Here is a 20,366-nt window from a genome sequence, read left to right on the forward strand (position 1 = left end):
GACACGGCGCATGCGCCTCTGCCACACTGTCGACAGGCTTGCACACCGGACGAGGGGCCCGACCATGACCGCAGGGACGCCAGCACACCACGCGCCGACGCACCGGAAGCGCCCGCGGTTCCGTCGGCTCCTGACCGCGGCCGCCGTCGTGGTCGGTCTCGGCCTCGTCGTCGCGGTCGTCGCGGCCATCACCCCGTGGCCGTCCGCGCTCCTCATCCGCTCGGTGTTCGAACGCGGCGGTGCTGCGACGGTCGCCGAGATGGAGCCGTACGTCCCCGACACGAAGCTCACGGAGTTCCGCGACATCGCGTACGCGGCACCGAGCGGTGGCCGACCACAGGTGGACACCACCCTCGACGTCTTCACCCCGGCGGACGGCACCGAACCGCTCACCACGATCGTCTGGATCCACGGCGGCGCCTGGATCTCCGGCGAGAAGGGCAACGTCGAACCCTACCTCCGCATCCTCGCGGCCGAGGGGTACACGACGATCGCGGTCAACTACACGATCGCTCCCGAGGCCGTCTATCCGACGGCCGTGAACCAGCTCAACGACGCCCTCGCGTACATCTCGGAGCACGCCGCCGAGTGGAACGGGAACCCGGACCGCCTGGTGCTCGCGGGCGACTCAGCGGGATCGCAGCTCGCCAGCCAGCTCGCCGTCCTCACGACCAACCCCGACTACGCGACGCTGTCGGGCATGACCCCTGGCATCGCTGCGGACCAGCTCGTCGGGACGATCCTCAACTGCGGGGTCTACGACCTGCCGGCGATGGCCGAGCTCGACGGCATCGGCGCCTGGGGCCTCCAGACCGCCCTCTGGGCCTACGCGGGCACGAAGGACTGGTCGGAGACGTCGACCGGCGCGCTCATGTCGACGATCGACTTCGTCACCGCCGACTTCCCGCCGACCTTCATCACCGGTGGGAACGGCGACGCGCTCACCTGGCTGCAGTCGGTCCCGATGAGCAGTGCCCTCGAGGACGCCGGCGTCGACGTCACGAAGCTCTTCTGGGCCGCGGACCACGAGCCGGCGCTCCCCCACGAGTATCAGTTCCACCTCGACCTCGACGACGCCCACGTGGCGCTCACGGCCACCCTGGACTACCTCGCGGCGCTCGACGCGGACCTCGACGCAGCGCAGACCGCCACGCCCTGACCGAAGCGGTTGCCGCGGAACTTGCGCCGGGTGTAAGTTTGCACACTACGCAAAATCCCCAACGTCGGTGCGCCTGCAGACCGGCGCGCCCAGAGTCGAACGAGACCGCATGTCATCCAGTTCCCCCGCCTCGACCGAGCCGTCGGGATCCGCCCCCGTCCTCAGCCACCGGCAGATCCTCTTCATCATCTTCGGCCTCATGGCCGGGATGTTCCTCTCCGCACTCGACCAGACCATCGTCGGCACCTCGATGCGCACGATCGCCGACGACCTCGACGGCATGGCCCTCCAGGCGTGGGTCACCACCGCGTACCTGATCACCTCGACCGTCTCGACGCCGATCTACGGCAAGCTGTCCGACATCTTCGGCCGCCGCCCGCTGTTCATCATCGCGATCTCGATCTTCCTCATCGGCTCGCTGCTCGCCGGCATGTCCGGTTCGATGTACGAGCTGGCGATCTTCCGTGCCATCCAGGGCCTCGGCGCCGGCGGCCTCATGGCCCTGCCGCTGACGATCATGGGTGACATGCTCGCCCCGCGCGAGCGCGCCAAGTACCAGGGGTACTTCCTCGCGGTCTTCGGCGTCTCGAGTGTCATCGGCCCGCTCATCGGCGGTCTGTTCGCCGGTGCCCCCGAGCTGCTGTTCATCACCGGTTGGCGCTGGGTGTTCCTCATCAACCTGCCGATCGGCGTCATCGCGCTCGCGATCGTCCTCCGCTTCCTGCACATCCCGCACACCCGCCACAGCGTCCGCATCGACTGGTGGGGTGCCGCAACGGTCGTCCTCGCCGTCGTGCCCCTGCTGCTCGTCGCCGAGCAGGGCCGCATCTGGGGCTGGGCTTCGGCGGGGTCCATCGCCTGCTACGCCATCGGGGTCGCCGGCATCGTCGGGTTCATCCTCGTCGAACGGGCGATGGGCGACGACGCACTCATCCCGTTGAAGCTCTTCAAGAACTCCACCTTCCGGGTCGCCACCATCCTCGGCGTGCTCGTCGGGTTCGGCATGTTCGGCGCGATGATGACGGTGCCGCTGTTCCTGCAGCTCGTCGAGGGCGCGACGCCGACCGAGTCCGGTCTGCTGATGCTGCCGATGATCCTCGGCCTCATGATCTCGTCGATCGCGAGCGGCCAGATCATCGCCCGGACCGGCAAGTACAAGGCGTTCCCGATCGTCGGTACCTTCCTGCTCCTGAGCGGCTTCTTCTACTTCAGCTTCGCGACGGCCGACAAGCCGGTCTGGTGGATGATGGGCGGCATGCTGCTCGTCGGCCTCGGACTCGGCCAGCTGATGCAGACGCTGACGATCGCGAGCCAGAACGCCGTCGAGGCGCGCGACATCGGGGTGGCGACGAGCTCGTCGACCTTCTTCCGCCAGATCGGTGGAACGCTGGGCACGGCCGTGATCTTCTCCGTGCTCTACACGCGGATCCCGACGACCATCGCGGCGGCGTTCGCCGACCCGACGCTCAGCGAGCGGGTCCGGGCTGCGGCGCAGGACCCGGCCGTGCTGTCGGACCCGGCGAACGAGGGCATCCTCAAGGTGCTGCAGCGTGCGCAGGAGAACAGCGGCTCGGCCGGTTCCGCGCTCGACGGCGACACCTCGTTCCTCGTCGGTGCGAACCACGACCTGGCCGCGCCGTTCCTCACGGGGTTCGCGGATGCGACCGTGACCGTCTTCTGGGTGAGCTTCGCGGTGGTGGCCGTCGCGTTCGTGCTCAGCTGGTTCCTCAAGGCGCCGCCGCTGCGGGCGAAGTCGGCGCTGCAGGAGCGAACCGATGCCCAGGCTGCGGAGGACGCCGAGGACGAGTTGTCGCTCGCCGCCCAGCGTGCCGCCGAGCTGGCGGGGTCGCAGCTGTCACCCGACACCGCGAGCAACCGCGTCGTCGATCCCTCCACCCGTCGCTGACCGTCGTTCGTCGGTTTGCCAGCGCACCGCGCTGACGTGAGCGCTGTCGAATCGGCGTCACCGCGGCCCCAGCACGTGAGCGCGCCCCTCTGGAGGGGCGCGCTCACTCCGTAGACCCGCGCTCGCGTCAGCGCACCGCGCTGGCGCCACACCCCACCCACACGCGAGACCGACATGAGAGCGCTCTCAGCAGGCGATAGCATGGGCGTGCACCCAGCCACGAGGAGCTTCGATGACGCACGCCCCCCAGCCCACCACCCGCCCGGCCCTGATCCTGCCGCCGTTCCTCTGGGGTTCCGCCACCGCGGCCGCCCAGGTCGAGGGGGCGGCACACGAGGACGGCAAGGAGGACTCCATCTGGGACGCCTTCGCCCGGGTGCCTGGAGCGATCGCCAACGGTGACGACCTCGAGGTCGCCGTCGACCACTACCACCGCACCGCCGGCGACATCGCGATCATGTCCGAGCTGGGCCTCGACGCCTACCGCTTCTCCACGAGCTGGGCGCGCATCAAGCCGGGCGACCGCGACGTCAACCCAGCCGGCCTCGACTTCTACAGTCGCCTGGTCGACCAGCTCCTCGACGCCGGCATCCTCCCCTGGCTCACCCTGTACCACTGGGACCTTCCGCAGGCGCTCGAGGAGCAGGGCGGCTGGACGAACCGCGACACCGCCCTGCGCTTCGTCGACTACGCCGAGGTGACCTACGAGGCCCTCGGCGACCGCGTCCGGCACTGGACGACCTTCAACGAACCGTTCTGCTCCTCACTCCTCGGCTATGCGGTCGGCGTGCACGCACCGGGTCGTCGCGACGAGGCCGCCGCGCTCGCCGCCATCCACCACCAGCACCTCGCCCACGGGCTGGCGACCACCCGCCTCCGCGAGCTCGGTGCCGAGCAGATCGGCATCACCCTCAACCTCACCAACGCGATCCCGGCGGACCCCACCGACCCGGCCGACGTCGACGCCGCCCGCCGCGTCGACGGCATCATGAACCGCATCTTCCTCGAACCGATCGTCCTCGGCGAGTACCCGGCCGACGTCGCCCAAGACCTCGAGGGCCTCGGCCTCGACACACTCGTCCACGACGGCGACCTCGAGACCATCTCCGCCCCGATCGACTTCCTCGGCGTCAACCACTACCACGACGACCTCGTGTCGGGTCACCCCGACGACTCCGGCGCCGACGGCGGCCACTCCGGCGCGACCGAGCGCGAGGCAGGTTCGCCGTGGCTCGCCTCGCCCGACATCTCCTTCCCGAGCCGCGGACTCTCCCGCACCGCGATGGACTGGGAGGTGCACCCCGCCGGCCTCCGCGCCCTGCTCGTCCGACTCGGCCACGAGTATCCGACGCTGCCGCCGCTGTACGTGACCGAGAACGGTGCGGCCTACGACGACGTCGTCGCGGAGGACGGCCACATCCACGACGTCGACCGCGACGCCTTCATCCAGGACCACATCGACCAGGTGGAACTCGCGATCGCCGACGGCGCCCACGTGCGCGGCTACTTCGTCTGGTCACTGCTCGACAACTTCGAGTGGGCCTACGGCTACGACAAGCGGTTCGGCATCGTGCGGGTCGACTACGACACGCAGGAGCGCACGATCAAGGACAGCGGACTGGCGTACGCACGCCGCATCGCCGCCTCGCGTGTGGCGCCCACCGTGGCGGAGCTTCCCTGACGCAGGAACACTCCGGCGTGTCGCGATCGAGGGGCCGCGACACGCCGGTCACCTCCTGAGGAGCGACACCGGCCACGGACGTCCAGACGCCCGGCGATACACTGCACTCGGCACGCTCACCCGCTCGGAAGGGGACGATGATGCAGTCCGGTCAAGGGGCCCCGACACTCGAGATGGTGGCGGCACGCGCAGGCGTCTCCCGCGCGACCGTGTCGCGCGTCGTCAACGGCTCGCCGAAGGTCACGGCCGAGGTCGTCGCGGTCGTGAACGAGGCGATCGCCGCGCTCGACTACGTCCCGAACCGCGCCGCCCGGTCCCTGGCCTCCCGCCGGACCCAGGTCATCGCGCTCGTCGTCCCGGAGTCGACCGCCCGGGTGTTCTCGGACCCCTTCTTCGCGGCGGTCGTGCAGGGAGTGGCCCTCGAGCTGGCGGAGACCGACTACACACTCAACCTCCTCATCGCGAGCGAGGCGAACTCCGAGAAGACCCGCCGATACCTGCTCGGCGGCAACGTCGACGGCGCGCTCGTCGTGTCACACCACAGTGGCGACCACTCGTACACGCGGCTCGGCCAGGAGCTCCCGATCGTGTTCGGCGGTCGCCCGATGGGTGCCGACGTCGTCGACAGCACCTACGTCGACGTCGACAACGTCGAGGGCGCGAGGACCGCGGCCCGTCACCTCATCGAGGCCGGCCGGACGCGGATCGCGACGATCGCGGGCCGTCAGGACATGCCGGGTGGGGTCGACCGACTCGCCGGGTGGCGCGCGGAGCTCGAGGTCGCGGGTCTTCCGCACGACCTCGTCGAGGTGGGCGACTTCTCCCCGGCCGACGGCGCTGCCGCGATGCGGCGTCTCCTCGCGCGCGGCGTGCCCATCGACGGACTCTTCGCCGCGAACGACCAGATGGCCGCCGGCGCCTACTCCGTCATCCGCGAAGCCGGCCTGACGATCCCCGGCGACATCGCCGTCGTGGGCTACGACGACGACCGCTACGGCGAGACCGCCGCACCGCCGCTCACGACGATCGCGCAGTCACCCATCGACCTCGGTGCCGAGATGGCGAGGGTGCTGGTCCGTCGCCTCGCCGGCGAGCCGGTCGAGCGCGTCACGATGATGCCGACCCGCCTCGTCTCGCGCGCCTCCGTCTGACCCTCCCCACCAGCCCGCGAACGGTCACCAGACGATAGTCCCGGGCGCAGCGACTGTGCTGAACTGACCGTTCGCGGGCTAGGAGAGGCGGGAGCGGATGATCTCGATCGCCTGCGGGTTCTCGTCGACGAGGACGTAACGACGACCGAGCGCCTTCGCGACCGCCCCCGTCGTGCCGCTGCCGGCGAAGAAGTCGAGCACCCAGTCGCCCTCGCGGGAGGACGCCTGCACGATGCGACGCAGGATCCCTTCCGGCTTCTGCGTCGGGTACCCGGTCTTCTCGCGGCCGGTCGGCGACACGATCGTGTGCCACCAGACGTCGGTGGGGAGCTTGCCGCGCGCCGCCTTCTCCGCGGTGACGAGCCCGGGCGCCATGTAGGGCTCGCGGTCGACGGTCGCGTTGTCGAAGTGGTACCCCTTCGGGTCCTTCACGTAGACGAGGATCGTGTCGTGCTTCGTCGGCCAGCGGCTCTGCGCCTTCGCGCCGTAGTCGTAGGCCCAGATGATCTCGTTGAGGAAGCACTCCCGACCGAAGAGGGCGTCGAGGAGCACCTTCGCGTAGTGCGCCTCGCGGTAGTCGAGGTGGAGGTAGAGGGTGCCGTCGGCCGCCAGGACGCGCCAGGCCTCGACGAGTCGCGGCTCGAGGAAGCCCCAGTAGTCGTCGAAGGCGTCGTCGAAGCGTCTGAGGTCGCCGCGGATGCGCTCGTACGCCTGCCCTTTGAAGCCGGCGAAACGGTTCACCCCCGTCTCAGCGGTGCGCACCGAGGTCGAGGAGTGTCGACGCTGCACGCGCCCGGTGTTGAACGGCGGATCGAGGTAGATGAGCGTGAACGCCTCGTCGGGCAATTGCGCGACGACGTCGAGGTTGTCGCCCTCGAGGACGAGGTCGGGGCCGTCCGGGGTCCACCGCAGCGGCACTTCATCGGCTGCTGCGGCGAGGGACATGTGCCTATTCTGGCAGCCCGCGGCCCGCACACCCGGGAAGGAACGACCGACCCCGCGCGTTGTACCGCGTATGACCACGGAGTTCGCCAACGAGACCGATGCCCAGCGCTACACCATGCACGTCGACGGCCAGCTGGTGAGCGTCGTCGACTACCGCATCTCGGGCGACTCGATCTCCTTCCCCCGCACCTTCACCACGCCGCCCTTCCGCGGCAAGGGGTACGCGGGCGAACTCGTCGCCTACGCGGTCGACGACGTCGAGCAGCACAGCGACCGTCGGATCGTCCCGATGTGCTGGTACGTGGGCGAGTGGTTCGACGCGCACCCCGAGCGTCAGGACCTCCTCACCCGCTCCGCCGGCTAGCCACGAGCGCGTCACCCACCGGCCACCTGGCGGTCACGCACGGGGACTAGCGTCCCGACCATGCAGCAGCTCGTCTCGCACTACGCACCACCGCCCGCACTCGACCAGGTCGACGGTTACCAGGTGGTCGATGTCGACGACGACGACCCCATCCTGCTGGACGCCGCCGGCAGCCACATCGACACGTGGCGCGAGGGCTACCCGTATGCGGAGCGCATGTCGCGTGAGCAGTACGAGAGCGACAAGCGACTGCTCCAGATCGAGCTGCTGAAGCTGCAGAACTGGATCAAGGCGAACGACCGTCGGCTGGTCGTCGTGTTCGAGGGACGCGACGCCGCGGGCAAGGGCGGCACGATCAAACGCTTCACGGAGCACCTCAACCCGCGTGGCGCCCGCGTCGTCGCGCTCGAGAAGCCGACCGCCCGCGAGTCCACGCAGTGGTACTTCCAGCGCTACGTCCAGCACCTGCCGGCCGCCGGCGAGATCGTGCTGTTCGACCGGTCCTGGTACAACCGCGCGGGCGTCGAACGCGTGATGGGGTTCTGCACCCCGGCGCAGTACGACGAGTTCATGCGTCAGGCGCCGCTGTTCGAGCAGATGCTCGTCGGCGACGGCGTCGACCTCGTGAAGTTCTGGTTCTCCGTCTCCGCCGACGAGCAGCGCACGCGCTTCGCGATCCGCCAGGTCGACCCGGTGCGGCAATGGAAGCTCTCCCCGATGGACCTGGCCTCACTCGACAAGTGGGGCGATTACACCCGCGCGAAGGAGGCGATGCTCGAAGCGACGGACACCGCCGACGCCCCGTGGACGATCGTCAAGAGCAACGACAAGAAGCGCGCCAGGGTCGAGGCGATGCGGCACGTGCTGCACCGCTTCGACTACGAGAACAAGGACCACGAGGTCGTCGGCACGCCCGACACCAACATCGTCGGGCCCGCCGCCTCGGTCTACGAGCGCGGCGAGCGCAACGTCGGCGACTGAACCGGGGACGCAGGGCTGCAGCGCCCGCTATCCTCTGGATCATGCAGCCGAAACCGTCACCGTTGCGACGCCTCACCTCGTCGAGCGCGATCTACGGCACCGTCGTCTACGCCGGCCTCGTCGGTGCGTCGAGCGTGTACGAGGACGACGACGTCGAGCAGGTGCTCATCACGAGTGCGCTGACCCTCATCGTGTTCTGGCTCGCGCACGTCTACTCGGCCACCCTCGCGCACCACGGTGACGATCGGCACGAGGCGTTGGTGACACTCGGCGCGTCGATCAGGCACGGGTTCCAGGAGTCGTCCGGGATGCTCCTGTCCGCCGTGCTCCCGACGATCCCGCTCGTCTTCGGCATCGCCGGTGTGCTCAGCCATGAGCACGCCGTGATGCTGGCGTTGCAGGTGTCCACGCTGATGCTCTTCGTGCTCGGCTGCGCGGCGTTCGTGGTGCGCGGGTCACGCTGGTGGTGGTGTCTCCTCGGCGGGGTCGCGACGGCCCTCTTCGGGATCGTCATCATCCTGCTCGAGGCCGGCACCCACTAGTCCGGCCCGCGACGGGTCCCGAATGGCTGGCGCCGAGCGTCCGGGACCGACCGTTCGGGCCCCCTCGCGAGCTCAGCGGCGGGCGGCGAGCGCTTTCGCCGACTGCTGCGCGGCGCGACGGACCTCGCGGTCGGGGTCACGGAGGAGCGCTTCGAGGAGCGGCTTGGCGTCCTCACCACCGACGACGGCGAGCGCCCGGGCTCCGGCTGCGCGCACGCGGGCGTGGTCGTCGCTCAGCAGTGGGGCGATCGCGGCGACGTCGCCGATCCGACGCTCGGCGCAGACGCGTGCGGCCATCTCCCGGACGCGCCAGGCCTGGTTGCCGAGTGCTCCGACGACGGGCGCGGTGGCCGAGTCGTCCCACACGTGCAGCAGGGCGCGGGTGCCCCAGAGCTCGGGCCAGTAGAGCGCGGGCGCTCCGCCGAGGATGCCCTCGGCGTGGTGTCCGCCGACGACGCGGAGGAAGTCCTCACCCTCGTAGCGACCGGCGAGCAGGGAGACGCAGCGTTCGACGACCCGGGTCTCGCTCTCGGCGGCCACCGCGTCGGAGAGCCGTTGCTCGAGGGACGCCTGCGTGGCGGGGGTCGACGGGTCGGGTGTCTCGTTCTGCGCTGTCATCGTCCCCCCACCCTAGCCCGCGAGCTGTCACCAACGGTGGGTGATGCAGGCCTACACCCGCCCCTGGTGACAGTTCGCGGGCTGCGGCAGGTTATGGGACGCGGGTGAGCCAGGCGTCGGTGGCGAACTTGTCGGTGACGAGCTGCTCGGCGGCGGAGCGCTCGGCATCGGTGACGTGGCCGGGGGTCGCGCCGGTGATCTCGACGAAGGTGTCCTTCATGCGGTCGATGATCTCGGCCCGCGAGAGCCCGGTCTGGCTGCGGAGCGGGTCGACGCGCTTCGCCGCAGAAGTCGTGCCCTTGTCGCTGAGCTTCTCACGCCCGATGCGGAGCACCCGGGTCATGAGCTCCCCGTCCATGTCGTAGCTCATCGTGACGTGGTGCAGGACGGCACCGTTCCCGAGCCGCTTCTGCGCGGCACCGCCGATCTTGCCCGACGGACTCGTGATGTCGTTGAGCGGCTGGTACGTCGCCTCGATGCCGAGCGAGCGGAGGGCGACGAGCACCCAGTCGTCGAGGTAGGCGTAGGAGTCGGCGAAGGTCATGCCGTTCACGAGCTCGGCCGGGACGTAGAGCGAGTAGGTGATGATGCCACCGCGCTGCATCATCATCGCGCCACCGCCGGAGACGCGGCGGACGACCTCGAAGCCGTTCGCCTTCGCGTTGTCGAGGTCGACCTCGTTCTTGAGCGACTGGAAGCTGCCGATGACGACCGCCGACTGGTCCCACTCCCAGATGCGGAGCGTCGGACCACGGCGGCCCTCGCCGACTTCGTTCGTCAGCACCTCGTCGAGCGCGAGGTGGAGCTGCGGTGACACCGAGCCCTCGTGGATGAGCTGCCAGTCGTAGTCGCCCCAGCCCGTCGCCTTCGCGAGCGAGCGGCGGATCGCCGTCGCGACGGCCTCGGGCGTGAAGCCGAGGAGCACGGCGTCCTCGGGCAGCGCCCCGCGGATGGCTGCGGCGAGGCCTGCGGCGTCGGTGGTGGCGGGAAGCCCCGTGACGGCGCGGTCGATCAGCGCGAGTGCGTCGTCGGGTTCGAGGAAGAAGTCACCCGCGAGGCGGAAGTCCGCGATGCGGTCGTCGACCACCTCGAGATCGACGACGACGAGCTTGCCACCCGGGACCTTGTACTCACCATGCATGCACCCAGCCTATTCCTGGACGGCGTCCGGATTCCCCGGAAGGGGCGTCGAACCGGGTCAGGAGGCGAAGCCGATACCGAAGCGGTCCATGACCTTCAGGAGCAGGCCGTCGCGGCCCTCGTTCGCGTCGGAACGGGCGACCGCACGGCGGACGGTCTGGATCGCGGGGTTCGCGATGGGCTCCGGAGGGATGGGGATCGGCTTTGATCTGACCATCTTCAGGCGGGTCAACTCGGTCGATTCGCCACTCAGCAGATCGAGCATGACCTTCGCACCGAAGCGCGTGGCGCCGACCCCGAGTCCGGTGAACCCGGCGCTGTAGGCGACGCGTCCGCCGAGTGCCGTGCCCTGGAACGCCGAGAGCCGCGAACACATGTCGATCATGCCGCCCCACGCGTGGGTGAACCGGACGTCGAGTTGCGGGTAGGTCGTGAAGAAGTGGTCGGCGAGGGTCTCGAACGTCTCGCGGCGCTGATCGTGCTCCGGCCGGATCCTGCCACCCCGGTGGTAGACCGCGTCGAAGCCGCCGTAGAGGATGCGGTCGTCGGCGGACCTGCGGGAGTAGTGGAACTCGCGACTCGAGTCGGCGATGCCGAAGCGGTCGGTCCACCCGATGCTCTCGAGCTGCTCCGGGGAGAGCGGCTCGGTCATGAGCACGTAGTCGTACACGGGGATCGTCAGGAGCTCCGTGCGCCTGAGGAGCGACGGGAAGCCGTTGGTGGCGAGCGCGACGTGCCGAGCCTGCACCCCGCCCTGCTTCGTGGTCACCGCGACGCCGTCGCCCGAGCGCCGCAACCGGGTCGCCGGGGTGTGCTCGAAGACCCGCACTCCGAGCTCGATGCAGGCGCGCTTCAAACCCCAGGCGAGCTTCGCCGGGTGGACGAGCGCAGTGCTCTTCCACTCCCGCTGACCAGCCAGGTAGACGGGTGAGTGCACGAGCGCCTGGACGGCCTCGCGATCGAGGAAGACACCGTCGCCCGACACCTCGCGCAGCGCGTCGACCTGATGCGGCTCGGTCGCGACCGTGAGCACACCGGTGTGCTCGAACTCGGCGTCGATCCCGAGGCGGTCGAGCGTGGCGACGAACTCGTCGAAGTTCTCGTCCGCCAGGCGATCGAGCTCCGGCAGTTCGTCGGCGAAGTGACGCTCGCCGTTGTCGACACCGTGGGTGAGGCTCTCCTCGAAGAAGCCGCCGTTCCGGCCACTCGCCGCCCAGCCGACCTCCTTGCCCTCGATGAGCACGACGTCACGCGAGGGGTCGGTCTCCTTGGCGATGAGCGCCGTCCAGAGTCCGGAGTAGCCGCCGCCGACGACCAGCAGATCCGCCGTGACCTGGCCGACGAGTCGGGGCTCCGGCGTCGGCCGGTCGGGGCTGTCGAGCCAGTACGGGACCGTACTCGCTCCCGCGAGCGACCGCGCGATGCGCTCGGCCGAGTTCCGTCTGCGGTGGCTGTAGGTGGGTCCGTCCGAGGTCACCGGGTCTCCTCTGCGTCGAGTGTGGGTGTCGCGACTGTACCCCGCGGCTCCCGCACTTGTCACCGGGTGGCCCGCCTTACCGGTCCCTGAGCGCGATACCGGTCCCGGAGCCTGTCGAAGGGTGATGGGCCCGCCTTCGGTCAGCCCTTCGACAAGCTCAGGGACCGGGGCCGCCGCTCAGGGACCGGGGCCGGGTACCCGACGCCCCGTCTGCGCAAGTGCGCTTGTCGAGCCACTCCACGACGTCGCGCTCGACGTCCTCGCGGTTCAGCTCGGTGAAGATCTCGTGCCGCGCCTCGGGGTAGATGACTGCTGCGCCGTTTCTCTGAAGAAGCATCTGCCTATAGGGTGAGGCAATGTTCTCGTTGGACAATTTTCGTGACGAACGCTTCGCTTTCAGTCTCACGCCTCAATCGGCTAGCGAACGCGATCGTTTCACCGTCATCATTGGTCCCAACGGTTGCGGCAAGAGCCAGATGCTTCGAAGGCTAGCTGAGACACGTAGATCCGATTTATGGATGAACAACGGAACTCCGAGCGCCATACTCGCGATATCGAATTTGGTGTCAGACTCATTTCCCTTTGCCTCGGCACGCATCGAGGGCCCCTACCGCTACCTAGGGTTGCGACAAGCCGCCAACAACATGTCGACAGGATCACTTCACGATTCAATCGCAAATTCACTTATCGAATATCTCGCGCGCCAGTCGAACGCCGACCTTGCCCCTCTCCTCTCGGAGCTTGAATTTGATGATTGGCGATTGATCGTCCGACGCTCAAACACTAAATCCGCACAGGCACCGCGATCACGACTTCTCAACGATCTCGATAAGGCAGAAGAGCCACGTGCGGCCGAAGTAGTAACTGACTTGAATGACGAGATGAGGGCTTTCGGCAATTCATACACCGAACGCGCTGTCACCGACGAAGGCCGGTATCCGGGTTTTATCGCGCACCTCGCCCGAAAGTATGGACTTCCGATACCCTTCATAATGCGGCAAGTCAGACGAACGGCGGGTCTTCATCTAGAAGTAGAATTCGCTCGAGATTACACGGGAGTTCTTGCCCGAGAGCTCAGTTCCGGTCAGGCTATGCTCTTTTCAATCTTTGCGCGAGTTGCGGCAACACTAGAGACCGGTTCACTGATCCTAATTGATGAACCTGAGCTCGGGCTACACCCGAATTGGCAGTCGGCATTTATTCCACTCTTGCGCACCTTGCACCCGGAGGGATCCGGCTCGCATTTCTTCATCGCAACACATTCACCATATCTGGTCGCGGATGCCACGGACGTCCTAACGCCTGGTCCCCAATGGGGCGAATTTGTGGAATTTGACGATCCCTTCGAGGGACGGTCGGTTGAGAATATTCTCTACCGCGTCTTCAACGCTCGAGTGGCGGGTAACCAGATGGTCGAAAGCGATCTGTCGCTACTGATTACCGCTATGGGCAATGCACAATTCGACCAAACTATCGAAGATGGCGTCCTAGACGCCCATCGCCGTCTGAGAGGGCTGTCATCTCCGGACACTTCCACCCTAAACAGAGTACTGGAAGAGTTCGACGCGAGACTCGCCGATCGCACATGAGGCGACTCAAGAAGCCACCTCGACGATTTCGTCTGGATAGATCGTTGACACATGACAGCAGCGGCAGACTGCGGCCCTGGGCGACGACAAATGCTACTAAACAGTTTCGCACAGAGTTCACAGCGTGGTGTTTTCGCAGCCAAAAGCGACGATGCGCCTACTGCTCTCTGGAGGTCGGACTACACGTCCGGCGCGGAAGAGCGCTTGATCACTTCGTGCCAAAGAGCACAAAACGCGGGGTTCCCGAATGGACTTACGAGCCGCTCAACCTATTCCTCAGCTGTGATTCATGCAATTCGAAAATTAAGAAGAATTTTGATCCCCTGTTGCGGCCATTTCCGACAAATTACCGTAAGGCTAGATTTACGATCATCCATCCGTACCTCGATCGCGTCCGTGACCACATGACAGGTGGCTACACCGGTGGTGCGAATAAACCATCTGCACCTGTGTCGCATACCGAAAAAGGCTCTGCGACGATCGAACGGTTTCGTTTGACCGATGCCGGACTGCGTAATACGTGGGAAGGCGAATACGATCTGGCCCTCAAACGGCAAGCACAATCTGGGTGGACGTCAAAGCAACAGTCCGACTTCGCCTCTGCGCTCGACGAAGTGAGCGGACCGTTGCGTTCCTAATGCGAGCCTCGCCAATGCCTTTTACGGCGTGAACCACTCAGGCCCGCTTGTCGAGCCACTCCACGACGTCGCGCTCGACGTCCTCGCGGTTCAGCTCGTTGAAGATCTCGTGCCGCGCCTCGGGGTAGATGACGAGCGTCACGTCCGTCAGCTTCGAGCGCTTCACGTACGCGTCGCGAAGCAGGGTCAGGCCGCGGACGCCGCCGAGGGCATCGTCGGAGCCGCCGAGGATCAGCACGGGCAGCTTGCGCGGCAGGCGCTTCGGCGGGCGACCGAGGAAGGCGAACGCCTGGATCGGGTTCCACACCGGGGTCACACCGATGTCGAAGTTGCGCTCGTCGGCGGCGAACGCGGCCCAGGCGGCCGGGTCGCGGTTGAGCCACTCGAGACCGGTCTTCCCGGTCTTCCGCCAGCGCTTGTTGAGGTCGCCGGCGTTGATGACGCCGGGCATCGCGAGTGAAGTGCCGGAGAGGATGAGGAGTTCGTACAGATCGTGTTCGGCGACGACCTTCTGCGCCATGAGCGAGCCCCAGCTGTGACCGAGCAACGCGAGCCGCGACTCGGGGAAGCGGGTCCGCAGGTACCGGCCGACGGCGGCGACGGAGTCGATCGCGCCCCGGGTGGTCCGCGGGCCGAGCTTGCCGAGGCCGAGGTGCTCGAGGCCCGTGCGACCGTGGCCGCGGTGGTCGTCGGCCACGACCGTGTATCCCGCGTCGTTGAGCCGTGCGGCGAGACGCCCGTACCGGAGGGCGTGCTCGCCCGCGCCGTGGGCGATGTGCACGACGGCCCGCGGGTTCGGCACCTCCCACAGGTAGACGTAGACCGTGACGCCGTCGTCGTCGACGATCGTCTCGGTCGCATACGGTCGTGGCTCGACGGGGCGGTTCGCGTCGGAGACGGGTGGCGGGGTCTGCTCGCTCATCCCGCCAGCGTATGCCCTCGGACCGTCGGCGTCGCGAGTCCGTTTGCGGTTCCCGGAGGGCAGGCGTACGGTGAACGAGGCCCGAACGGCGGGCCGGCAGGTTTCGACGGAAGCGAGGTGAGCGGCCATGGCTGGTGACAGTACCCGCGCCACCGCATCGACGAGCCGCCCCGCCTCCCTCACCCGGTAGGCGCTGCCACCGCCGGTGCCGAGGCGCCCTCACTCACACCTCCCCGGGTGCGATCCACCGAGATCGCCTGCACCCGCGCGGCCGCCGCACGTTCCCGTCGATCGATGGACGGAGACCTCATGGCACTCATCGACAACGGCATCTACGTGACCGGACGGCGCTCGGCGAGCCCGCGATCGCTCGACGCCACGTACGAGCTCCTCAACGAACAGCGCGGCATGGCCTGGATCGGTCTGTACCGCCCGGAACCGTCGGAGATCCGCTCCGTCGCTCAGGAGTTCGACCTGCATCCGCTCGCCGTCGAGGACGCCCTGAAGGGCCATCAGCGGGCGAAGCTCGAGCGGTACGGCGACACGCTGTTCGTCGTCCTGCGTCCCGCCCGCTACCTGGACGAGGAGGAGCGGGTCGAGTTCGGCGAGGTGCACCTGTTCGTCGGACCCGGGTTCGTCGTCACGGTCCGCCACGCGGAGAAGCCCGACCTCGGCCAGGTCCGGCGGCGACTCGAAGCCCGGCCCGACATCCTCGCACTCGGTCCCGACGCCGTCCTGCACGCGGTGCTCGACCAGGTCGTCGACGGCTACGGTCCCGTCGTCGCGGGGCTCGAGAACGACATCGACGAGATCGAGGACGAGCTCTTCGGCGACGCCGCGGACGTCTCGCGTCGCATCTACGAACTGTTGCGTCAGGTCATCGCGTTCCAGCGCGCGACCACGCCCCTGCGGGCCATGCTCCACGGCCTGCTGCAGGGTGCCGACAAGTACGGTCTCGACGAGGAGCTGCGCAACGGCTTCCGCGACGTGCTCGACCACACCCTCCGGATCGCGGAGCGCGTCGACTCCTTCCGCCACCTGCTCCGGAACGCGCTGACGGTGCACGCGACGCTCATGACGCAGCAGCAGAACGAGGAGATGCGACGCCTCTCGGAAGCGAGCCTCGCGCAGAACGAGGAGTCGCGTCGGATGAGCGAGACGGCCCTGGCGCAGAACGAGGAGATCAAGCGGATCTCCTCCTGGGCGGCGATCCTCTTCGCCCCGACACTCATCGGCACCGTCTACGGCATGAACTTCGACGACATGCCGGAGCTGCACTGGCAGTTCGGCTACCCGGTCGCGATCGGAGCGATGCTCGTCCTCTCCGGGACCCTGTACGCCATCTTCCGAGCCCGCCGCTGGCTCTGACCCCCCTGCTCGCGAACTGTCACCAACTGCCAGTCCTGCTCCCCGTGCACTGTCGGTTTGTGACAGTTTGCGGGTATACTTAGGGTGGCTAATGAGCTAAGCTAATGGATCGTGGCAAGCGGAGCAGCGACGAAGACCAGGGCACTGACGATCGCCGAGCAGGCGTCCGAACTCCGGATGGGCACCTTCCGGCTCGCGAGACGACTGCGCGGGGAGAAGTCGGTCGACGACCTCAGCGACCCGCAGTTCTCCGTTCTCGGAGGGCTCTACAAAGAGGGCTCCGCAACCCTGCGGGCACTGGCCGAACGCGACCGCGTGTCCGCGCCATCCATGAATCGCACCGTCAACTGCCTCGAAGAGGCCGGGTACGTCACCCGAGAAACCGACGCGGCCGACCGCCGGAAGGTCACCATCGCCCTCACCGAAGCGGGCCACACCACCGTCACCGAGACCGTCCGGAAACGCGACGCGTGGATCACCCAGCAGCTGCGCGCGCTCACCCCGGACGAACGCGACACCCTCGCCCGCGCAGCCGAGATCATGAGGAGACTCGCCACCCAGTGAGTGCAATGTTCCGTTCCCTGTCCAGCGTCAACTACCGCATCTGGTTCATCGGCGCTCTCGTGTCGAACGTCGGCGCCTGGATGCAGGCCACCACCCAGAACTGGGTCGTGCTGACCGACCTCACCGACAACGACGCCGTGGCCGTCGGGGCCACCATGGCCCTGCAGTTCGGCCCGCAGCTCGTCCTCGTGCCGATCACCGGTCTCATCGCCGACCGCTTCGACAAGCGGAAGATCCTCATCCTCACCCAGTCGAGCCTCATGCTCCTGGCCGCAGCCCTCGGCGCCCTGCTCATCTTCGGTCACGCCGAGCTGTGGCACATGTACCTCTTCGCGCTGGCCCTCGGCATCATCAACGCCGTCGACGGCCCGGCCCGCCAGACCTTCGTCTCCGAGCTCGTCGACGAGCACAACATGTCGAACGCCGTCGCGCTCAACTCGGCGTCCTTCAACGCGGCGCGCATGGTCGGCCCCGCCATCGCCGGTCTCCTCATCGTCGCGATCGGCTCCGGGTGGGTGTTCGTCGTGAACGCCTTCACCTTCCTCGGCGTCATCGGCGCCCTGTTGGCCCTGCGCACCGGCAAGCTCCGTCGGGCGCCGCGCCCACCGCGGGCTCGAGGACAGTTCGTCGAGGGCTTCCGCTATGTCCGCGGGCGGCCGGACCTCATGGTGATCTTCGTGATCGTGTTCATCATGGGCGCGTTCGGCATGAACTTCCCGATCTTCGCCTCGACCATGGCCGTCGAGTTCGGCAAGGGCGCGGGCGAGTACGGCATCCTCTCCTCGGTGCTCGCGATCGGTTCCCTGACCGGCGCGCTCCTCGCGGCGCGGCGGGCGCAGGCCCAGATGCGGATGATCGTCGGTGCGGCCGGGCTCTTCGGCGTCGCTGCACTCACGGCCGCGTTCATGCCGAGCTACTGGTCGTTCGCCGCCGTGCTGATCCTCGTCGGCTTCTCGACGGTGACGCTCCTGACCACCGCGAACGGACTCGTGCAGACGAGCACCGAGGCCGCCGTCCGTGGCCGGGTGATGGCACTGTACATGGCGATCCTCATGGGTGGCACCCCGATCGGCGCGCCCATCGTCGGGTGGGTGGCGAACACCTTCGGGCCGCGCTGGGCGCTCGGCCTGGGCGCACTCGCCGGGTTCGCCGCCTGCGCCACCGGCCTCGCCTACGGGGTGTTCCGTCATCACCTCCGCCTGCGCGTCGCACCGGACTCCCGCTGGCGCCTGCAGTTCACCCACGACGGCGTCGTCTCACCGGTCACGCCGGAGGACTTCTCGGAGCAGATCGCGCTCACCTCGCCGATCCCGCTGCCGAAGCCGAAGTCGCGCGCGAAGGCGCCCGAGTCGCGTCCCGAGTCGTCGCCGGTCGACGAGTCGACGACCCTCACCGGCTCCCGCCGCTAGACGGTCCTCCGCTCCGACCCGCTCGGCGTCCACAACTCCTGCATCCTGCGACCGCCGGGGCTCCCGGTCGCGCGGGGCGGCGGGTGACGCGGCCGGTCGTCACGCGCAGCAGGAGTCACGAACGACCCGACACCGGGCGGACACTCGGGACCCAGCACCGCAGCTCATCGCGGTAGCGGCGGTAGGGCTCGCCGAAGCGCGCCTCGAGGTCGGCCTCTTCGACCGGCCGGACCAGGACGTTCCAGACGACGGCGCCGAAGACCGCGTAGACGACCACGATCCAGGACGACAGCAGGAGTCCGACGCCGACGCCCTGGACGATGCTGCCGACGGCCATCGGATTGCGGACGAAGCGATACGGGCCGGCGATGACGAGTCGGTTCGGCATCGCGGCGGGTAGCGGCGTCCCACCACCGGTCGTCGCCATCGCGGCCGCCGACCAGAGCCCGACGACGCTCCCGAGCACCACGACGACGATGCCGACGGCCACGGCGAACTGCTCGGCACCCGGCGGCAGGGCGACCGCGACCCGCCACCGCAGCTCGAAGAAGCGCAGGACGGCGGGGATCACCGCGAGGAAGACACCCCAGAACGCGACGATCTCGACGGCGGTCCTCACGAGTTGCGAACCGGTCGACGCCGACGCGTCCGCCGGGCGGAACGCGAACGGCCCGAAGGCGATCCACGCTCTCGGGATCCCGCCCGTGAGGACGAGCGCGAGTGCCGTGACCGAGCCGACCGCGGCACCGACCATCAGCAGGGCACCGACGCCCGCCTCCTGGGTCACGGCCGCGAAGATCCCCAGTGACACGGTGACCAGCAGCGTCCATCCGGTCGCGAGGATCGCCGCCCATCGGATGGCGCATGCGGCGAGCGCCGAGGCGACGACGAAGAACGGGACGTCGAGCACGGCTGTGACGACGGGGTCGAGGCTGCCGAGCGTCGCCGCACGGACGGGCGGGACGAGGAACACCGACACCCACCACGCTGCACCGGCGAGGGCCTGCACCGCGAAGTACCAGCGTCCCCAGCGCTCGGCGCTCATGTGCTCGTCGGTGTCGGGGTCGGGGTCGTCATCGGCGTCGGCGCGCGATGAGCCACGCGACGAAGCGCCACCCCAGGAGGAGAACGGCGAGGACGAGGACGGTCACGATGACGAAGCTGAGTTGGACGCCCTGGCCGGAGACCGCGCGCAGCACCATTCCGACGACGACGGTCGACACCCAGACGACGACGCCGGCCCAGCGGACGGAGCGGGTCTCGCGCTGACCGAGGACGAGTGCGAGGACGTGTCCGACGAGGAGTCCGACGGCGAACGGCCACAGCGTCACGAGGAGTCCGAGGACGCCTTCGCCGTGGCTGGCGCGGCCGATGAGGACGAACACGATGACGGCGAGGAGGTCGATGCCGACGGTCGCGGCGAATCCGGCGGGGGTCCTGCTGGGGCGGTCCATCCCCTCACCCTATTGGCGTCGTCGCCGCCCACCCTGGAGGGAGGCCGCATGGCGCGCTGCGAGGCCTATCGCTCGGTGCCGGCGCTGGCTACGATGGCGCTGACACCCGATCGACGAAGGAGCCGTCATGTCGTTCCAGGCCTATCTCGATGCCGCCGAGGCGAAGACCGGCAAGACCCCGCGCGCGCTCGTCGACGAGGCGCACGCCCGCGGCTTCGACGCGTCGACGAAGGCCGGTGAGATCCTCGAGTGGCTGAAGGCGGACTACGAGCTCGGCCGGGGTCATGGGATGGCGCTCGTGCACGTCATCAAGAACGGTCCGACGATCAGCGAGAAGCACGTCGGCACCGACGGGGTGCACCGCGACGAGTCGACCGAGCTCTGGCTCGACGGAGCGGCGACGAAGCCCGCCGCCCCCTGATTCCCCGTCCGGGTTGCTGCCAGCGCGGTGCGCTGAC

At 68.2% G+C, this 20,366-nt stretch carries 21 protein-coding genes; 13 read left to right on the forward strand and 8 right to left on the reverse strand.

Translation table 11 applies throughout. The annotated features are described in order from the left end of the window. Positions 1–64 precede the first annotated feature (64 nt). From BIU99_RS07730 to BIU99_RS07745, 4 genes are all read left to right on the forward strand, one after another. On the forward strand, positions 65–1,159 hold the full coding sequence (locus tag BIU99_RS07730) for an alpha/beta hydrolase (RefSeq protein WP_071260629.1): 1,095 nt from the start codon (positions 65–67) through the stop codon (positions 1,157–1,159). 109 nt (positions 1,160–1,268) lie between these two features. Next, a complete protein-coding gene (locus BIU99_RS07735; RefSeq protein ID WP_071260631.1) occupies positions 1,269–3,065 on the forward strand; it encodes an MDR family MFS transporter in 1,797 nt (598 codons plus the stop codon). Between the two features lie 232 nt (positions 3,066–3,297). Continuing rightward, positions 3,298–4,746 (forward strand): GH1 family beta-glucosidase, encoded by a 1,449-nt coding sequence (locus BIU99_RS07740; RefSeq protein ID WP_071260633.1) that lies wholly within the window; start codon positions 3,298–3,300, stop codon positions 4,744–4,746. Between the two features lie 137 nt (positions 4,747–4,883). Next, on the forward strand, positions 4,884–5,897 hold the full coding sequence (locus BIU99_RS07745) for a LacI family DNA-binding transcriptional regulator (RefSeq protein ID WP_071260635.1): 1,014 nt from the start codon (positions 4,884–4,886) through the stop codon (positions 5,895–5,897). 78 nt (positions 5,898–5,975) lie between these two features. On the opposite strand, the gene BIU99_RS07750 is transcribed toward BIU99_RS07745, so the two are convergent. Next, positions 5,976–6,842: a site-specific DNA-methyltransferase gene (locus BIU99_RS07750; protein WP_064295765.1), complete on the reverse strand. Its 867-nt coding sequence runs from the start codon at positions 6,840–6,842 to the stop codon at positions 5,976–5,978. Between the two features lie 70 nt (positions 6,843–6,912). On the opposite strand from BIU99_RS07750, the gene BIU99_RS07755 reads away from it, so the two are divergent. Genes BIU99_RS07755 through BIU99_RS07765 form a run of 3 tightly spaced genes read left to right on the forward strand, consistent with a single transcriptional unit; the run spans position 6,913 to position 8,729 of the window. Then, a complete protein-coding gene (locus BIU99_RS07755; protein ID WP_071260637.1) occupies positions 6,913–7,206 on the forward strand; it encodes a GNAT family N-acetyltransferase in 294 nt (97 codons plus the stop codon). A gap of 60 nt (positions 7,207–7,266) precedes the next feature. Beyond that, positions 7,267–8,187 (forward strand): polyphosphate kinase 2, encoded by a 921-nt coding sequence (ppk2, locus tag BIU99_RS07760; protein ID WP_064295763.1) that lies wholly within the window; start codon positions 7,267–7,269, stop codon positions 8,185–8,187. A gap of 41 nt (positions 8,188–8,228) precedes the next feature. Beyond that, positions 8,229–8,729 carry a hypothetical protein gene (locus tag BIU99_RS07765; protein WP_064295762.1) on the forward strand — a complete coding sequence of 167 codons (501 nt, stop codon included), beginning with the start codon at positions 8,229–8,231 and terminating at the stop codon, positions 8,727–8,729. A 72-nt stretch (positions 8,730–8,801) separates the two neighbouring features. On the opposite strand, the gene BIU99_RS07770 is transcribed toward BIU99_RS07765, so the two are convergent. From BIU99_RS07770 to BIU99_RS07785, 4 genes are all read right to left on the reverse strand, one after another. Beyond that, entirely contained in the window at positions 8,802–9,347 is a 546-nt protein-coding gene (locus BIU99_RS07770; protein ID WP_082916113.1) for a HEAT repeat domain-containing protein, read from the reverse strand. Positions 9,348–9,438: 91 nt separating this feature from the next. Continuing rightward, complete coding sequence (locus BIU99_RS07775) at positions 9,439–10,488, reverse strand: biotin/lipoate A/B protein ligase family protein (RefSeq protein WP_071260639.1); 1,050 nt, start codon at positions 10,486–10,488, stop codon at positions 9,439–9,441. Between the two features lie 57 nt (positions 10,489–10,545). Then, positions 10,546–11,964: an FAD-binding oxidoreductase gene (locus tag BIU99_RS07780; RefSeq protein ID WP_071260641.1), complete on the reverse strand. Its 1,419-nt coding sequence runs from the start codon at positions 11,962–11,964 to the stop codon at positions 10,546–10,548. A 157-nt stretch (positions 11,965–12,121) separates the two neighbouring features. Then, the gene (locus BIU99_RS07785; RefSeq protein ID WP_071260643.1) at positions 12,122–12,301 is read right to left on the reverse strand and encodes a hypothetical protein; all 180 of its coding nucleotides are present in this window, start codon (positions 12,299–12,301) and stop codon (positions 12,122–12,124) included. 19 nt (positions 12,302–12,320) lie between these two features. Between BIU99_RS07785 and BIU99_RS19350 the strand changes: the two genes are divergently transcribed. Together BIU99_RS19350 and BIU99_RS19705 are read left to right on the forward strand one after the other, a co-directional pair. Continuing rightward, the gene (locus tag BIU99_RS19350; RefSeq protein WP_083397247.1) at positions 12,321–13,553 is read left to right on the forward strand and encodes an AAA family ATPase; all 1,233 of its coding nucleotides are present in this window, start codon (positions 12,321–12,323) and stop codon (positions 13,551–13,553) included. 215 nt (positions 13,554–13,768) lie between these two features. Beyond that, positions 13,769–14,191 carry a hypothetical protein gene (locus BIU99_RS19705; protein WP_139205377.1) on the forward strand — a complete coding sequence of 141 codons (423 nt, stop codon included), beginning with the start codon at positions 13,769–13,771 and terminating at the stop codon, positions 14,189–14,191. A 37-nt stretch (positions 14,192–14,228) separates the two neighbouring features. On the opposite strand, the gene BIU99_RS07790 is transcribed toward BIU99_RS19705, so the two are convergent. Beyond that, positions 14,229–15,113: an alpha/beta hydrolase gene (locus tag BIU99_RS07790; protein WP_175484365.1), complete on the reverse strand. Its 885-nt coding sequence runs from the start codon at positions 15,111–15,113 to the stop codon at positions 14,229–14,231. Positions 15,114–15,422: 309 nt separating this feature from the next. Between BIU99_RS07790 and BIU99_RS07795 the strand changes: the two genes are divergently transcribed. The 3 genes from BIU99_RS07795 to BIU99_RS07805 all read left to right on the forward strand — a co-directional run bounded on the left by BIU99_RS07795 (position 15,423) and on the right by BIU99_RS07805 (position 18,454). Beyond that, positions 15,423–16,481 carry a magnesium and cobalt transport protein CorA gene (locus BIU99_RS07795; protein ID WP_064295772.1) on the forward strand — a complete coding sequence of 353 codons (1,059 nt, stop codon included), beginning with the start codon at positions 15,423–15,425 and terminating at the stop codon, positions 16,479–16,481. A gap of 111 nt (positions 16,482–16,592) precedes the next feature. After that, positions 16,593–17,045: a MarR family winged helix-turn-helix transcriptional regulator gene (locus BIU99_RS07800; RefSeq protein WP_229939713.1), complete on the forward strand. Its 453-nt coding sequence runs from the start codon at positions 16,593–16,595 to the stop codon at positions 17,043–17,045. Between the two features lie 5 nt (positions 17,046–17,050). After that, positions 17,051–18,454 (forward strand): MFS transporter, encoded by a 1,404-nt coding sequence (locus tag BIU99_RS07805; protein ID WP_071260645.1) that lies wholly within the window; start codon positions 17,051–17,053, stop codon positions 18,452–18,454. Positions 18,455–18,569: 115 nt separating this feature from the next. Here the strand turns inward: BIU99_RS07805 and BIU99_RS07810 are convergent, their stop codons facing one another. After that, positions 18,570–19,499 (reverse strand): isoprenylcysteine carboxylmethyltransferase family protein, encoded by a 930-nt coding sequence (locus BIU99_RS07810; RefSeq protein WP_071260647.1) that lies wholly within the window; start codon positions 19,497–19,499, stop codon positions 18,570–18,572. Positions 19,500–19,527: 28 nt separating this feature from the next. After that, entirely contained in the window at positions 19,528–19,908 is a 381-nt protein-coding gene (locus BIU99_RS07815; protein ID WP_071260648.1) for a DUF3054 domain-containing protein, read from the reverse strand. A gap of 127 nt (positions 19,909–20,035) precedes the next feature. Between BIU99_RS07815 and BIU99_RS07820 the strand changes: the two genes are divergently transcribed. Next, entirely contained in the window at positions 20,036–20,329 is a 294-nt protein-coding gene (locus BIU99_RS07820) for a DUF4287 domain-containing protein (RefSeq protein ID WP_071260650.1), read from the forward strand. The last annotated feature ends 37 nt before the right edge of the window (positions 20,330–20,366 follow it).

Source organism: Plantibacter sp. MMLR14_011 (genome assembly GCF_001865025.1).
GTDB classification, from domain to species: domain Bacteria; phylum Actinomycetota; class Actinomycetes; order Actinomycetales; family Microbacteriaceae; genus Plantibacter; species Plantibacter flavus_A.